Raw genomic sequence first — 16,928 nt, forward strand, 5'->3', positions numbered from 1 at the left:
GATGAAAAAGAAAAGTTTCTTTAACGGCTACAATGCTAAATTAGCATTAGCCGTAGTGGCCTTAACAGGGTCATTACTCACTGGATGTTACAAGGATGAAGGGTTGGATATCATCGATCCTGACCAGAGTGTAACATTGCCAGCCGCCCAGTACACAATTACAGGTACAATTTACAGCGCTGAAGGTTCTATCCTGACTACTGCTACAGTCGAATCAGATAAGGGTACTATCGCTCAGAGCGGCGGTTCTTTCACTATTTCAGGCTTGTCAGCTGGTGCTGTAAAGGTTACAGCTTCTTGCACAGGTTTCGATAAGCAAGAGACTACCGTAAACATTGCCGAACTGAAGCCGGGACAAGCAGCAGTTTACCCTGTTAACTTCGTATTAGGCAAAACAGCTACAACCAAAGAGGTTGAATTGAGATACGACCTCAAGGTAACAGTTTTGGATGAAGACATGAATATAATCAACGATGCAGATGTAACTGTATATGGTGCAGGTGCAACTGAAGTAGATTATAAAACTACTCCACTGACTGCCGGTGCATACAAGATTAAGGCAAGTAAAGACGGATTTGTATCTACTATACAGTACATCACTTTGCCGACTGCAAAGAAAGAGGTTGCTATCGACTTCGCAGATGCATTTACTACTGAAGATTATGCAACTGAAATCGTTTTGGTTAAGACAGCTACAGGAACAGTGGTTCTTGCCGGTGACTTGAAGTTCGGTGACAGATGGATGTTGGCTAAGGTTGTACGTCTGTTCAATGACAAGAACACTCAGTTCTATGGTGAAGGAAACTCCAATACTTATGCTTATAAGTTCAATGTTCCTGAAACAGAATTTGTAACTGCTACCAGAGCTGCTGCTCAGTTCTTTAATGCAACTTTCAAAATCGTAGATGAGAATGGTATTGAGTTGACCATGACTCAGAAAATTGCTAAGCCTGAGGCTTCAACAGAACCGGGTGGTGAAGAACCGAATATTGAAGTGAAGATTGACTTCTCATTCAATGTATTAGTTACCAGAACTAATGCTGCAAAACCGACTTTCGAATCTACAAAAGATTCATTCGACCCAATGATTGTGAACGGTACTGAAAAAGTGAAGAAATACACTTATGATATTCCTGTATTAGTTGGAACAGAATTTATTTCTTCCAGCACAGGTGATCTTAACAATGAAACTGCAATGGGTATTGCCGTTAAGAACGCTATGAAAGCTGCTACTGATACTATCCAAGCTAACGGATTCACCCCAACTCTCGTAGAGAAAGGATATGAATTTGAATTGGCTCCTTACACTGGCGTTAAGAGCATCACCTCTAAACAAGAATTTACTAAGTTTACTTTGTCAGTAACTCAAGTTACTTCTACTACTACTATCACAGTAGGTGAAGATGTGACTGAAGAAACTACAGAAGTAAAAGTTGACTTGTCTGGAGTAAACGCAGTATATAACGCAGCTGGCAAAGCTACCGTAAACTATGACGATATGGAAATCGTTAAGGTTTCTCACGACCATGGTCATGACCACGGTCATGGTACAGGTAATGCTGGTGGTGGTATCATCGAAGCTGAATAATTCTGATTGTTAAAACAATAGATCGCGATTGATTCGAAAGTATGAATTGTATGGAGAAAGGCAGATGCGAATGAAGCGAATAATAGTCACGTGCTTGTTTTTATGCTGTGCGTTTGTACTTTCGGCTCAATTAACTTACGGTACTACAGGATTGTTGCATGCCCCTTCGGCAGAAATGCAGAAAGACAAGACAGTAATGCTGGGTGCCAACTTTATGAACAAGGAGATAACTCCTCCTACGTGGTACTATCATACGTACAACTATTACCTGAACGTGACCATTTTCCCTTTTCTGGAGGTTGCCTATACCTGCACTCTCTTTAAAGCGGAAGCACTGGGTTTGAAGCCTTACGGTTATTCAGGTTTTACGAATCAGGACAGGTATTTTTCTGTCCGACTGCGAGCTTTGAAAGAAGGACAATTTTGGAAGTATATGCCGGCTGTAGTTTTGGGAACATCAGACCCGTTCACTTCTTCCGGAGGCGGTGTGATTGGTTCATCAAGCGGAAACGGATATTTTAGCCGTTTCTATATAGCAGCAAGCAAGCATCTGCCAATAGGAAGTGAAGAAATCGGAATACACCTCTCCTATTTATATAATGAGAGAAAGGAGTATAAACTGAACGGAATAGCGGCAGGTATTACTTACAATCCAAGTTTCGCTCCTGATTTGAGGGTGATAGCAGAGTATGATTCGAAGGATTTTGCGTTGGGCGCCACCTATTTGTTGTTCAACCATTTGCATTTACAGGTGGAATTACAACGAATGCAATATTTCACAGGTGGATTAATGTTCAAGTTTAACTTGAAATAAGAAAAATGGTGAATAATGAATAAGTAATAAAGAGTTAAATCTATTAAAAACGAAAAAACAATGAAAAGTAAATTAGTAATATTGTCTTTATTGTTGTCAGGGGCAACCCTTGCCAATGCACAGACTAAAGAGAAGTACTCCAGTGAGAGCTGGAAGGACAATATCTTTATCAGTGTAGGCGTGGGTGGACAAATTGTAACCAACCCCAGCAACTTTGATTATGGGTTTGGTGAATCCATAACACCCCTGGTGAACATATCACTGGGAAAATTCTTCAGCCCGGTATGGGGTATCCGTGGGCAGGTTGCCGGATGGTCTGGTAAACTTCACACTCAATATCCTTTCGAGAATGTTAGTAAGGATGAAAACTGGTATAACTACAAGAAGAAGTTTGTTGCATTGAATGCAGACGCAATGCTGAACCTGACCAACCTCTTCTGTGGATACAAGGAAGGTCGTAAGTTCGAGTTCATGTTCTTTGTAGGTCCTACATTGAATATTTCCAACTCTTATAGTACTTGGAATCTTGCTACAAAAACCACCGAAACTGCTAACGCTGATGGTTCTTTGACTTACAAGCAAGTATTGGATCCTGCCAACAGCTATCCTAAAGATGATAAAGTTCGTTTGTTGGTTGGTGCAAGCTTAGGCTTGGGTGCTAAATACAACATTGATGAGAAATGGGCTATTGATTTGGAAGCTCGTGGTACAGTGTCTCCTTCTGTTTTCGGTTCTGTAAGCGATGCTAAGACTGAAGGTATTGTAGGTTTGACAGTAGGTGCTACTTATACTTTCGGTGGCAAGAAATTCGTTCCTTGTGGCTCAAGAGTTGATCAGGATGCCATCAACAACGAAGTGAACAAGTACAGAAGCGAACTTGCACAGGCTCAGGCTGACTTGGCTAACGCTAAGAATGCTTTGGCTAACGCTAAGCCTGTAACTAAGGAAGTAGTGAAAGAAATCGAAGTTGCCGGTCCTCGTGCCATCTTCTTCAAGATTGGTAGCGCTCGTATCGATGATTACGGTTTGGTTAACATCCAGTTGGCTGCTAAGATTCTGAAGGCTAACCCGGATAAGAAGTACAAAGTTGCCGGTTACGCTGACAAGGCTACAGGTAGCGCTTCCTGGAACCAGAAGTTGTCTGAAAAACGTGCTCAGGCTGTTTACGACGCATTGATTAAAGAAGGCGTAAGCAAAGACCAACTCGAACTCGTAGGCTTCGGTGGTACAGCTAACATGTTCGGTAAGAACTATTTGAACCGCGTAGTAATTCTGGAATAAGATATAAGGATCAAAGAGTTTAAAGCTCTTAATTGAGAGAGGGCAGCTAATTAATGTTAGCTGCCCTCTTTGTTTTATAAAATACGTTGCCGGGGGATAATTCCCTTTCCTGCGGAATCAAATGAGTTGGCAAGGGGACGAAAGTCTTCAATATACCAATTTCACATTATCAATCCAAAGCGAATTACCCGGAGAGCCGATATACGCTCCTCCATGACTGGAAGTGAATTGCAACAATAAATGAGTAGGTACGTCTTCTTCCGTCCCCCACGCTACTTCTTTCACAGGAACACTCTCACCTTTACTATTTATAGCATAACGTTCCTCTACCTGAAGGCGCATCATGTGTGGCTTATAGGCAGGATCACCGGTGATGTCACCGTACATGATTGAATAAGTGGCATTATCACGCCAATCGGGAGTAGTATTGTAATAGCGCACTACCATAGTTCCCACACGCTTGGCAAATATATTGCCATCCTTATCCTCCCAACGTTTCTGCAAGAAAAGATTTACCTCCGGAAAGTCTTTACCGTCCACATCGGTTATGCGACTGAAACCGGTAGCGCGTATACGCTTTTCCCTATCGGACATCTTCACCTTGTAATCAAACTGGACAGCAATGGGCTTCTTGGTAAAAGGAATGCCTGAATCCAACATTTTCTGCGGATTCTTAGTTCCCTTGATTGGCTCATGCACTGATCCCAAGAACATGGAGCCTGCAGCAAGTACCGTGATATCAACAATTCCCAATACTTTCACACTCTCCATACGGGTATCCATGCGTGCACAATAACCATCTCCACGCTTCTCCGGAAACACGGAAGTGTTCGTTTTAGTAATGCCAGCCACGCGCGCCATCACATTGGAAGTTGCCCACGGTGAACCGCCCATGTTCTTATAGGCTTTATTCTCACGAATAGTTGCGGTCGGTCCGATGGCATACACATTCTTCATTGCGCCACCGATAATGCCCGACTCCTTAATCTGCCGGTCTACCCACTGGTTCATATCGCCGAATGGAATCATCTCCACAGTATGCTGTTGTTGTTGCTGCTGTGCAGATGCCATTCCGCAACATAAAAAAGCGGATAGCAAACCATACATACAAATTTTCTTCTGCATTTTTTTTAAATTGATAATTGACAATTGACAATTACTAAATATCATATTTCCACTGTTCCAATGCAAAGCTCCAGTTATCCTGAACCAATTGCACAGTGCGGTCATCATATTTATATTTATTCTTCTTATACCCTTTCTTCCCACCTACATACTTTTCTATGGCAGCATGAGCTTCCGTAAATCCAGGGATAGACAAATCCCGGTAAATCTGCTCAGTCATTCCCATAGCATCCGCCTCAAAATCCTCAAATTTTACTTCTATCAGATTACCGGCAGGAATGAATGACTTGTCCACCTCATATTTATGATATAGCTTGGCATAAATAGAAAGAATATTACTCTCCAGTTCTTCATTACTGATATCCTGCAACTTCAGCGGTTGAATTGTATTCGTAAAGAAACTGCGGGTACTTTCAAATACCGTATAAGGATTACGCATCAGATAGATGAATTTTGCATTAGGGAACATCTTTACCAGTTCCTTTACGCGTCCTGTATGCGGAGGATTCTTACTCAGGAACTGCGTTCCATGAGTATTCCACAATGAAATCTTAATCAACTTGAGAAATACTTCTTCGAACACTTTCAGTTCTTCCTCCGTGATATCATCAAACAACAGATATTTATCTGCATATTCCTGCTGATATTTAGGAAGAAACCAAAAATTATAATAAGTATAAGGCATCATATTGGCAAGCGCAAACTCTTCTTCCTGTGGCAAATCTACAGCAAGCTCCATATTGTCCGTAGGGCGCTTATCTGGCATCAGCCAACTCATGTTTTTCTTGAAGAAAGGCTGTCCCCACATCATCAAATGTGGAAAAACCGTCTGATAAGTAGTATTATAGCCAAAATGCTTGTCGCATGAAAACACATTATGTACAAAAGTGGTTCCGCTGCGCCAGTGACCGAGAATGAATACCGGGTCGTGCTCTAAAGATTGAGATGCCAATTGTTTTTCAAAACGCCCGTTCTGCAAAGGAGCCAAAGTAGAAAGCAAACGGCACACCGCTTTTGTCAGACGATACTTACCTTTATAGGCCGCATCGATTTCCCGCCCTTGTGTTATGGCATTAAAAGTCTTCCAGTCAGCACCCACTAATGTATTTATAGGGAGCTTATTAAATTCGAGTAAACCCATAGTTGTTAAGTTGAGAGTTGAGAATTGAAAGTTCAAAAATTAAAACCCTTAATTCTCAAGTATCATTTATTTAATATTTAATTCTTATTTTTTTATTACGACAGTAATTCCCTGACGTTCCAAGTCCTTCACTGCCTTCTCTATGGCCTCATAATGCTCGGGAGCAATACCCAGTTTTGATAAATCAAGTACAGGAAGGTCCGCAGAAAGATGCATATCTTTATCCTCTACCCTATCGATAATCATACCAACGGCGCTGGTGTTATTGGTTATCGGGTCAATCAGGATAAATGCACCTGTAGCCTTATTCTCTTGATAAGGATCAAAGAACATCTCTTTGGCAGTAGTGAGTACTACCCTGGCTATCTGATTCAGCTGCATCGGCAAAGTGTCCATTGTCAATTGTCCATTGTCAATTGATAATTGCTCCATGGTATTGACATCCACCTTATATTTGATACTATCAATGCGCGAACGACTCAAGTTAGTAGTTTGCTTGATGAAGAAAGACTTATTGAGATCCATCGGCTCCTCATCCATCCACACCAGCATTGCTTCGAAGTTACGGTCTACAACAGGCAAATTACCGGGATGTACCAACATTTCTCCTCTGGACACATCTATTTCATCTTCCAAAGTCAAAGTCACGGACTGGGGAGGGAAAGCATATTCCACTTCTCCATCGTAAGTAACAATACTCTTGATATGTGATTTCTTGCCTGAAGGCAATGCCATGACTTCATCTCCCTTACGAACGATACCCGATGCCACTTTACCGCAGAAACCACGAAAATCGAGATTAGGACGCAATACATATTGTACCGGGAAACGGAAGTCTGTCAGGTTATGGTCGTTATCAATGTGCACCGTCTCCAGGAAATCGAGCAGAGAGATACCATTATACCAGGGAGTACGCTCAGATATTTCCACCACATTATCGCCATCCAACGCTGACAAGGGAATACAAGTTACATCCGGAATACTCAACGGGGCGATAAACGCCTTATAGTCATTAACTATTTCATTAAAACGCTCTTCTGAAAAATCTACCAGATCCATCTTGTTAACGGCAAGCACCACATGCTTAATGCCCAATAAAGAAACCAGGAAAGAATGACGGCGTGTCTGTGTGATGACACCTGTACGCGCGTCTACAAGAATGATCGCCAGATTGGCTGTCGAACCTCCGGTAATCATATTGCGCGTGTACTGCTCGTGTCCCGGAGTGTCGGCAATGATGAACTTACGGTTATTGGTAGAGAAATAACGATATGCCACGTCAATCGTGATGCCTTGCTCACGTTCGGCTTTCAAACCATCCAGCAGCAATGCGTAATCAATATGGTCACCGGCATTTCCCATACGTTTGCTGTCACGTTCCAGTGCATCCAACTGGTCCTCATATAATTTCTTGCTGTCAAACAGCAAACGTCCAATCAGCGTGGATTTTCCATCATCTACCGAACCAGCCGTCAAGAAACGAAGTAAGTCCTTCTGTTCATCTTTATCCAGAAAAGCCTTAATATCTAATTTAGAGTTATTCTCCATCACTTTTTTACTTTTTAATTGTCACCTTTAGTCTCCTAAACCTGAGCTTTAAACTTCTAAAGGTCAGGTTTAGGATTCCAATCCTCAGGTTTTAATTTTTAATTCTTTAATTCTTAATTCCTAAAAGTACCCCTCACGCTTTTTCTGCTCCATGCTGGCATCCTGGTCAAAATCGATTACACGGGTAGTACGCTCGCTTTTGGTAGTAGTCATCATTTCTTCTACAATCTTTTCAATGGTGTCAGCATTGCTCTCCACAGCTCCGGTCAGCGGCCAGCAGCCTAATGTGCGGAAACGTACCATCTTCATTTTTATCTGGTCACGATACTTTTCGGGCAGACGGTCATCATCCGCCATAATCAGATTACCGTCCATTTCCACGCAAGGACGTTCTTTAGCATAATACAACGGAACGATGGGAATATTCTCCAAACGAATATATTGCCAGATATCCAGTTCCGTCCAGTTGCTCAACGGAAACACGCGGATACTCTCTCCTTTATGCACACGGGCATTATAGATATCCCACAACTCCGGGCGCTGGTTCTTCGGGTCCCACTGGTGAAACTTATCACGGAAAGAAAAGATGCGCTCTTTGGCACGCGATTTTTCTTCATCACGACGTGCACCACCAAAAGCTGCATCAAACTTATACTTATCCAAAGCACTCAGAAGGGCTTTTGTCTTCATCAGGTCTGTATGTACCTTACTGCCATGAGTGAAAGGTCCCACTCCCGCATGGAAAGCTTCCATATTACTTTCTACAATCAGATTCCAACCGTGCTTCTTGGCATATTCATCACGGAACTGGATCATCTCTTTAAACTTCCACTTCGAGTCGATATGCATCAAGGGGAAAGGCACTTTACCGGGATAAAAAGCCTTTTCGGCAAGACGAACCATCACCGAGGAGTCTTTGCCTATACTATAGAGCATCACCGGGTTCTCAAATTCCGCAGCCACTTCACGGATGATATGAATGGACTCGGCTTCGAGTTCCTTCAGATGGCTTAATTTATATTCTTCCATTTCTATATAATCACTTTTTAATCTGTATCTTCGATAAAACAAGGTCAAGCAACTTATTGACTGACTCTTCCAGGCTGAGTACTGAGGTATCCAGCGTCAGTGCCGGATGAACGGGTGCCTCAAACGGCGCGGAAATACCCGTAAAGTTTTTAATCTCTCCCCTACGCGCCTTGGCATACAAACCCTTCACGTCTCTACGCTCACATTCACTCAGAGGAGTGCTGACATATATTTCGAGAAAATCATCCTGTCCGATAATATTAGCCGCCATTTCGCGGATATCATTGTTAGGACTGATGAATGCAGCAATAGTAATAATGCCTGTATCAAGAAAAAGTTTGGAAACTTCGGCTATACGGCGGATATTTTCTACACGGTCGGCTTCGGTAAAGCCCAGATTATTGTTGATGCCGCTACGGATATTATCTCCGTCCAGAATGCGGCACAACAAACCGCGTTTGTGCAGTTCACGCTCTAAAGCAATGGCTATTGTACTTTTGCCGGAACCGCTTAATCCGGTAAACCATATCATCACACTATGTTGACCGAGAAGTTCTTCCTTGTCCTCTCTCGACAACATTCTATCAAAAATCGGATATATATTATTATCTGTCATAATCAAAATTAAAAGGGCCAGATTAATGGAATCAGGAATATGGATATCAGGAATGATATAATATTCAATGGCAAACCGATGCGGACAAAGTCAGTGAACTTATAATTTCCGATACCTTGCACAATTAGATTCGTCTGATAACCGATAGGCGTGGAAAAACTGGCAGAAGCAGCCATACAAATCACTACAAAGAATGGCATGGGACTAACTCCCATCTGCGCAGAAATAGAGAGAGCCAACGGGAAAGCCAATGCAGCAGCGGCATTATTGGTTATCAACTCAGTAAATAGGTTTGTTATGATAAAGACGGCAGCCAGAAGCACCTGCGGGCCATAATGCTCGGTCATACCGATAATGTAGCTTGCCACCACATCCGCTACACCGGAGTTAACCATCGCTTTACTAATGGCAAAAGCGCAGGCAATCGTTATCAGAATATCCCAGGATATGTATTTGGTATATTTACGGGCAGGGAATATTTTAGTCCAGGCCATAATAATGGTAGTTACGGAAACAAAGAAAAACATGTCCAGCTTTATATTAGGAAAAGTCTCCTTCACAGCCGGCAACTCTCCTACCGTAGCACCGGTAATCATCAGTATCAGCAGAATAAGGGCAAACCAGCGTTTCCCTTTTCCCGGCACCGGTTCGTTGTCTTTGCCATTAGCCAGCAAAACGAACACGGAAGATTCACCCCAAGTCTGAACGAAAGAGTCATCCGCCATCACTACCAACGTATCGCCTTCACGCAACACTTCGTTATCCAGATTCTCCGTAATGCTTTGACCGCTTCGCTTGATTTCCTTTACGGCCGCTCCATAGTGACGCTGAAAATTGAAATCACCCAGCTTTTTATTGATACCGGGAAAACGGGGGCCTAACACTGCTTCAACCCGATGCAGACTACTGCCCTCATCCTGGTCATCATCCAGCCTCACTGCATCTTTACGCACATCCGGTAATAGCTTGGAAGAAAACAAAAACAGATAAATGATACCTGCAATGGCAATGAATATCCCTACTTTTCCCAACTCGAACATAGTGAATCCTTCATAACCGGCTTCCAGTATCATGCCATGCACCACCAAGTTTGTAGAAGTTCCTATCAGGGTACAGACACCACCCAAGATTGTCACATAAGAAAGAGGAATAAGAAACTTGGTAGCAGGCAATTTCACCGATTCCGCCCAACGCTTGATAATAGGGGCAAATATGACGACAACAGGAGTATTGTTGAGAAAAGCCGAAATAAAAGAAATCGCAGGAAGCATACGTAATTGCGCCTTAAATACTGTCGTTTTGCCCTGAGGAAGCAATTTTTTGATAACCTGCCCCAAAGCTCCTGACTGACGGATACCTTCACTGACAAGAAACAGCATAGCTACAGTAATCATCCCCTTATTGCTGAACCCTTCCAACATCTCTTTAGGCGACAGAATACCTGCACACAAGAACAGGACTACAACGGAAAAGAGTACCATTCCGGGGCGCATTTTGTCCAGAACCAATGCTACAACCATGCCCAGAAGTCCTAAAAGCACGAATAATATCTCAAATGTCATATATTACACTGTATCTTGTTAATTTTTCATTCGCTTGGGTTCAACTACGAACCAGGGATTCAACAGATTCTCTTTATTGTAGCAAAGCGGTTCTTCCTTCCCTGCCTGATAGATTTCCATTCCGGCTGCTCGCGCAATGGCATGCCCTGCCGCCGTATCCCACTCCATAGTAGGCGCAAAGCGGGGATATACATCCGCTTTCCCTTCCGCCACAAGACATATTTTAATGGAACTTCCACTGGATACAAGTTCTACCTCCGAATGCAGGCGCTTCATATCCTCAATATAGGCCTCCGTCTCCGGCGACAGATGCGAACGGGAAGCAACGATCACAAAACGGTCCCTGCCGGTCATAGTCGGCAAGCGGGTAGCAGATGCCATCAATTCTTCCAGCGAGGCATCTCCGCGCGAAGTCACACCGGACAATTTGTATGCGCCTAATTGCTCATCTGCAAAATAGAGTTCCTGTTTCACAGGCAGATAAATTACCCCCATTACCGGCACGGAATTATGCACCCACGCAATATTCACCGTAAACTCACCATTCCGCTTGATAAACTCTTTAGTCCCGTCCAGCGGATCCACAATCCACAAGGCGTCCCAGCCAGAACGCTCTGCATAGGGCAAATGTTTGCCTTCTTCACTTAAAATGGGGAAAGGAGTATTGCATAGAAACCCGGTAATAGTTTCATGCGCCTTACGGTCGGCGATTGTTAAGGGGGAGTTATCCGCTTTTCTCTCAATTTCAAAGTCAGATGCCGGATCGTTATAGATGGAAAGTATATCCGCACCGGCTTGCAGAGCTGCATCTATCGCGTTTAAAATATATCGTTGTTCCATATATGGTATCTATACTTATATATAGTGCGCAAAATTAAAAACTTTTTCATCCTCAAAAGTTTCCGGCCTTTGTTTTATAACTTCTTTTAAACTACCTAATACATTTATAAGTACTTTTCACAATCCATGAAACAGAAAGAGAGTGTGGCAAAAGTCACTTTGTGCATTCCGGGCGAATAATTATTCTTCCCTACACATAGCGCAACACTTTTGACACACTCTCTCAGTCTAAAAACAGCATCTTTTCCGTATAATTCCTATCTCGGATTTCCGGCATTTACCCGATTACTGCTTATACTTATACTTTTACTTTATCTCTTCTTTTGTTGCAGCTGCCCATTCAGCAGCGCCTTTTTCTTTTAGTTTTGCCGTGAAAGCCTTAGCTTTCTCCATAGCAACACTCTCTTCTTCAGGAGAGGCATAAGCATGCTTATACCCCTTCACCTTATTCCATTCTCCGCGAGTAAAATCCGGGAAAGCAACAGCGGCACAGTTGTTATCCATCGACAATTCTCCCAATTCTGCCAAACAGCACCATTCAGCCAAATCGTACACATCCATATCCAAAGGAAGACCGTTTTGCAGACAATACACCAGACGGCTATCCATAATGAAGTCCATACCGCCATGTCCGCCTACCTCTTTTGCCATTTCGCCATATTTCTTCAATATAGGATGCTGATATTTTTCTACCAGAGCTTCCATATCTTTTTTAGGCATGAAACTATGGGAATTCAGATTATCCACTTCCGGTGCAACTCCCGAAGCACTCATTTGTTTTGCATCCAATGCATATCCTTGTATAGGATATTTATTGGCAAACCCTTTGGTACCAGTCAGCTGATACAGACGATTATAAGGCTGTGGAGTCATTACATTATGCTGTATTTCAATAACTTTCCCGTTCTCAGTACGAATCAGCGTAGTCGTATGGTCACCGTTACGGAAATTTTTACAAGCCTGTCCCGTTCTTTCTTCCACCAACGCTTTGCCTACTACCGATTTAGTGTCCATAGCAACCAATGTCTTCATGCGGTCACCACGGTGTATATCCAACGCTTGTGCCACAGGACCAAGGCCGTGAGTAGCATATACGTCTCCACGATGTTTCATGTTATATTCCAGACGCCAACCCAGTTTATCATTCTCACCATTCTTCCAGTAATGATCCCAGAAAGGTTCCAGATTATGGATATATGCGCCCTGGGCACGAACAACTTCACCAAATACGCCTTGCTGCGCCATATTGAGAGTGTTCATTTCAAACCAATCGTAGCAGCAGTTTTCAAGAATCATGCAATGTTTACGAGTTTTCTCACTCATGTCTATGAGTGCCCAACATTCTTTCAGGTCCATAGCCGAAGGCACTTCAATAGCCACATTCTTATTATTCTCCATCGCGCACATTGCCACGGGGAAATGGTGAAGCCAATCGGTAGCTATATAAACCAAATCTATATCATCACGCTTGCACAACTCTTCATACCCCTTTTCGCCTGAATATACGGCAGCTTTAGGCATGGAAGCCTTTTGCAGATACTTCTGGCAATTCTCAGCCCGTTCCTTTTCATAATCGCATAATGCAACAATCTCTACACCGGGAATGTATGTGAAACGTTCTACGGCTCCAGGGCCACGCATTCCTAACCCCACAAACCCCACACGTACCGTTTCCATTTTGGGCAAAGCCAGTTCGATGACGCTTGTTTGTCCGGCCGGACGCTCAGGAGTTTCCACTACAATCGTCCCTTTGTCCCAGTTCCATTTCGTCCCCTTGTCTGAAATCTGTTGTTCCGACGACTTTTGAGTCGTACATGCAGCCAGCGCAACACATGCACTCAGCAACAAAAATTTAAAATTCTTCATACATAAATAATTTTTAGTTCCCCCTTCTATAAGGAATATGTTATTTCATAATATATAAATTTCAATAATCATAGCGAAGTGACCGGTCAAGATCATTCTCCGTTCGCACTGGCACCAATGTAAATCCCCACTCATAATCCTGATTAGCGGGTATCGTATAACCGGGTTGTACCTTTGCTCCCCAACTGTCATAACCGGCTACCCCCTGTTGCTTCATATCAACACATACTTCTACAAAATCCCGGAAAATAACGTCATTGACATGAGTCATTTTTCGCATGACATTTCTGGCTTCATCCACATTATGATCTTCTATTTCCTCCGGAGAACGGTTACGCCATTGATAAGGGTGTGATGATTCTTCCGAGTCAAAATCTTCCACCGTATTCCTCAATGCATTGAAACCTATGGTCTGATCTGCCTGTATCAGTAGACCACGCCCCTCCTTATCCGTTAAAGCTACCCAACGGGTATCAGTACGATGTCCATTTTCTTGTGGACGCACATAGTTTACATACATATCGTCAGCAGTTGTCCTATAACGTCCTACCATAGCTCCCGCATTACGGTCTATGTAATTTTCTTCCGGTCCGCGACCAAAATATTCTACGACATTCATTTCTTGCGGTATGCGGAAACGTACACCGATACGAGGTACTTCAAGTTGATTTTTCTTTTCCTGTTTCTTACCGGGAGTATAAGTAGCAAGATGGGTATCTTCCAGGATATCAGTTTCCACCGCATTCTGATTGGTTGAGGTAAACTTCACCGCTACATTGACCACTCCATCCGGATATATTTTATAATCTACCAGATATTGATTACCGGCCGGCAAGGTATATACCGCACTCACCACCGCATTTTTTCCTTTCATTCTTACAGATGCATCACTTACTTTAAAGTTACGGCTTGACATCTTCCATATCTGCAAACGTTTCGGATTAGTGTTACCGTAATCATTATCATTAGGTGCCCGCCAGAAGTTAGGTTGCACTCCAAAGCCCTTATCAAAATATTCAATACCATTCACTTTATAGGAAGTAACCATTCCAGAAGCACGATTGAACTCAAAATAGACCTTAGGGGAAGAAACAACCAAGTTACTTCCTTCTTCTTTCGGATTTAAAGCCGGACCTGATGTTTTATATACCACTTTGTCGGCATCTACCGGTAATCTAAACTGTTCATAAGCTATTTCATATCCTGCCGGTATCAGCGGCTCAGGTTGAGTGGTAAATACGCTGAAATGTACAAAGTATTCCACTCCGGCTTTTCCTTTCATATTTTTCACAGGAATAGAAAACTCTTTTTCCGCCTGTGGAGCTACATCTAATGTCAGTTTTCCTTTTCTCACGACAATGCCGTTAGCGCGTAATTCATACTGAACGGCATACTTTTTCAGATTAGTAAAATAGAAACGATTTACAACCTGATACTTACCGGCAGCTGCATCAACAGCCTTGAAAGCTACATTCTGGTGCGCATATTTCACTTCCGCTATGGCGGGATGCGGTTTGCGGTCAGGACCAACCAAACCATTGCAACAGAAGTTACCGTCACTCGGCATATTCACACCGTAATCACCTCCGTATGCCCAGTACTGGCGTCCATTTTCATCCGTTCTCAACAGTCCTTGATCCACCCAATCCCAGATATATCCGCCTTGGAGATTAGGATATTTATAAATCTCTTTCCACTGATCCCACAGATTACCATTCGAATTCCCCATGGCATGAGAGTATTCCGAAGGAACTACCGGACGGTCTGAGCCTGTTTCTCCAATATATCTCAACCATTCCGCACTGGGATATTGCGGCACATACATATCCGTATTCCATTCCCATTGTGCACGCTCATAATTCACGGGTCTATCCATCAGATTCTTATCCTGATTTTTCAACCATAGGTATGTCTGATAGAAATTGTAACCATTACCTCCCTCATTTCCCAAAGACCAGAATGTTACGGAAGGATAGTTTTTATTGCGTTCATACATATTCATTGTACGATACATATGCGGCTTCAGCCATTCCGGATTGTTACCTAATGTTCCGCCTCTGCGCAAATCGTAATACATTCCATGTGATTCTATATTAGCCTCATCATATACATACAGTCCGAATTCATCACATAATTCATAAAAACGGCGATCCTGAGGATAATGACAGAGACGAACCGTATTTATATTATTACGCTTCATCAGTTCAAAATCCTTGCGCATCAGTTCTTCCGTTACATAGTGACCTGTTTGTTCATCATGCTCATGGATATTGACTCCCTTCAACTTTAAAGGTTGACCGTTAATCATAAGTACTACATACGGCTTTCCATTCTTAGCTTTCCGAGCGATTTCCTTGATTTCAATTCGCCGGAAACCAACATTGAAAGGAATCACCTCAGTCACCTTATCTCCTTCTTTCAGTGTAATCAACAGTTTATATAGATTAGGAGATTCGGAAGTCCAGGTTTTTACTTCCGGCAGGTTTGCATCAAATGTGACTGTCCGGACGCCTGCACCTTTCACATCGCAGTTCTCTGTGGACGTCACAACAGTCTTTCCGGAAGACTTATCTATCAATTCATAAAGCACCTGCAAGTTTTTACCCGATGGAACATTATTACGAATATCAACAGCCAATTTTAAAATACCATTTGTATAACTATCGTCCAGAGTAGAAACCACCCGGAAATCTTTCACTGCCGTTTTGGGCTGAGAATAAAGAAAGACGTCACGTTCAATACCGCTCAGACGCCAAAAATCCTGGCACTCCAGATATGAACCGGTACTCCAGCGGAATATTTTCAGCACCAGTGTATTCTTGCCGTCCCGTAGATACTTGTTTATCAGAAATTCTGCCGGATTTTTAGAATCTTCATTATAACCTACTTCCTGTCCGTTCAGGTATACATAGACTCCGGATTTTGCACCTGCTATATGCAGGTAAATATCACGTGACATCCAATCTTCCGGAACCGTTATTTCCCGGCGATAAATGCCTACCGGTATATCATCGGGCAACTGCGGAGGTTGTGGATTAAGTGCCTTAAACTCATATCCGTGATTGGTATAAATGGGTATGCCATATCCTTGCGCTTCCCAGTTTCCAGGAACCTGAATATCATTCCATCCCTTCATCTCAGCTACCGTTTGAACAACATCTGCGGGTAAATTACGATGCGAATCAGAATAATAGAATTTCCAGGTTCCATTGAGCAACTTATAATATTTGCTGTTTTCATACTTCCCATTCAATGCCGCCTGACGAGTGTCATACGTCATGAAAGCTGTACGAGGGGCTTCCCTATTCACGGAGACGGTCTGAATATCTTGCCAATAAGGAATTTTAGAACTTTTGACGTCATCAGCCATTGTTGTAAATGAAGTGCCTAACAGGCATACTCCGACTAAACTTACTATACTTTTTTTCATACTACCAGATTATTAAATTTCATCTCATCTGGATCAACGCCCTGCTTCTTCTGCCGAAAATGTGTCTGTGACCTATTTATTTCGCACA

Annotated in this window: 12 protein-coding genes; 3 read left to right on the forward strand and 9 right to left on the reverse strand. The window is 42.8% G+C overall.

The annotated features are described in order from the left end of the window. The first annotated feature begins 1 nt into the window (after position 1). From BUC01_RS09230 to BUC01_RS09240, 3 genes are all read left to right on the forward strand, one after another. A complete protein-coding gene (locus tag BUC01_RS09230) occupies positions 2–1,588 on the forward strand; it encodes a carboxypeptidase-like regulatory domain-containing protein (protein ID WP_073313480.1) in 1,587 nt (528 codons plus the stop codon). 64 nt (positions 1,589–1,652) lie between these two features. After that, positions 1,653–2,402, forward strand: a complete 750-nt coding sequence (locus BUC01_RS09235; RefSeq protein ID WP_025835503.1) for a YjbH domain-containing protein — start codon at positions 1,653–1,655, stop codon at positions 2,400–2,402. A gap of 60 nt (positions 2,403–2,462) precedes the next feature. Continuing rightward, the gene (locus BUC01_RS09240; RefSeq protein WP_073313483.1) at positions 2,463–3,683 is read left to right on the forward strand and encodes an OmpA family protein; all 1,221 of its coding nucleotides are present in this window, start codon (positions 2,463–2,465) and stop codon (positions 3,681–3,683) included. Positions 3,684–3,830: 147 nt separating this feature from the next. Here the strand turns inward: BUC01_RS09240 and BUC01_RS09245 are convergent, their stop codons facing one another. From BUC01_RS09245 to BUC01_RS09285, 9 genes are all read right to left on the reverse strand, one after another. Next, on the reverse strand, positions 3,831–4,808 hold the full coding sequence (locus BUC01_RS09245) for a PCMD domain-containing protein (protein WP_025834648.1): 978 nt from the start codon (positions 4,806–4,808) through the stop codon (positions 3,831–3,833). Positions 4,809–4,842: 34 nt separating this feature from the next. Next, positions 4,843–5,949, reverse strand: a complete 1,107-nt coding sequence (locus BUC01_RS09250; protein ID WP_025834647.1) for a cholesterol-responsive sulfotransferase — start codon at positions 5,947–5,949, stop codon at positions 4,843–4,845. An 84-nt stretch (positions 5,950–6,033) separates the two neighbouring features. Next, positions 6,034–7,497, reverse strand: coding sequence for a sulfate adenylyltransferase subunit CysN (gene cysN, locus BUC01_RS09255; RefSeq protein ID WP_025834645.1), 1,464 nt, complete (start codon positions 7,495–7,497; stop codon positions 6,034–6,036). A gap of 120 nt (positions 7,498–7,617) precedes the next feature. Continuing rightward, positions 7,618–8,526 carry a sulfate adenylyltransferase subunit CysD gene (cysD, locus tag BUC01_RS09260; protein WP_025834643.1) on the reverse strand — a complete coding sequence of 303 codons (909 nt, stop codon included), beginning with the start codon at positions 8,524–8,526 and terminating at the stop codon, positions 7,618–7,620. A 10-nt stretch (positions 8,527–8,536) separates the two neighbouring features. After that, complete coding sequence (gene cysC, locus BUC01_RS09265; RefSeq protein ID WP_073313486.1) at positions 8,537–9,142, reverse strand: adenylyl-sulfate kinase; 606 nt, start codon at positions 9,140–9,142, stop codon at positions 8,537–8,539. An 8-nt stretch (positions 9,143–9,150) separates the two neighbouring features. After that, positions 9,151–10,704, reverse strand: coding sequence for an SLC13 family permease (locus BUC01_RS09270; protein ID WP_073313488.1), 1,554 nt, complete (start codon positions 10,702–10,704; stop codon positions 9,151–9,153). Positions 10,705–10,722: 18 nt separating this feature from the next. Then, positions 10,723–11,544 carry a 3'(2'),5'-bisphosphate nucleotidase CysQ gene (cysQ, locus tag BUC01_RS09275; protein ID WP_025834641.1) on the reverse strand — a complete coding sequence of 274 codons (822 nt, stop codon included), beginning with the start codon at positions 11,542–11,544 and terminating at the stop codon, positions 10,723–10,725. Between the two features lie 306 nt (positions 11,545–11,850). After that, entirely contained in the window at positions 11,851–13,410 is a 1,560-nt protein-coding gene (locus tag BUC01_RS09280) for a Gfo/Idh/MocA family protein (protein ID WP_025834639.1), read from the reverse strand. Between the two features lie 61 nt (positions 13,411–13,471). Next, positions 13,472–16,840, reverse strand: coding sequence for a glycoside hydrolase family 2 TIM barrel-domain containing protein (locus tag BUC01_RS09285; protein WP_025834637.1), 3,369 nt, complete (start codon positions 16,838–16,840; stop codon positions 13,472–13,474). Positions 16,841–16,928: the final 88 nt, after the last annotated feature.

This window comes from Bacteroides stercorirosoris (genome assembly GCF_900142015.1).
GTDB classification, from domain to species: domain Bacteria; phylum Bacteroidota; class Bacteroidia; order Bacteroidales; family Bacteroidaceae; genus Bacteroides; species Bacteroides stercorirosoris.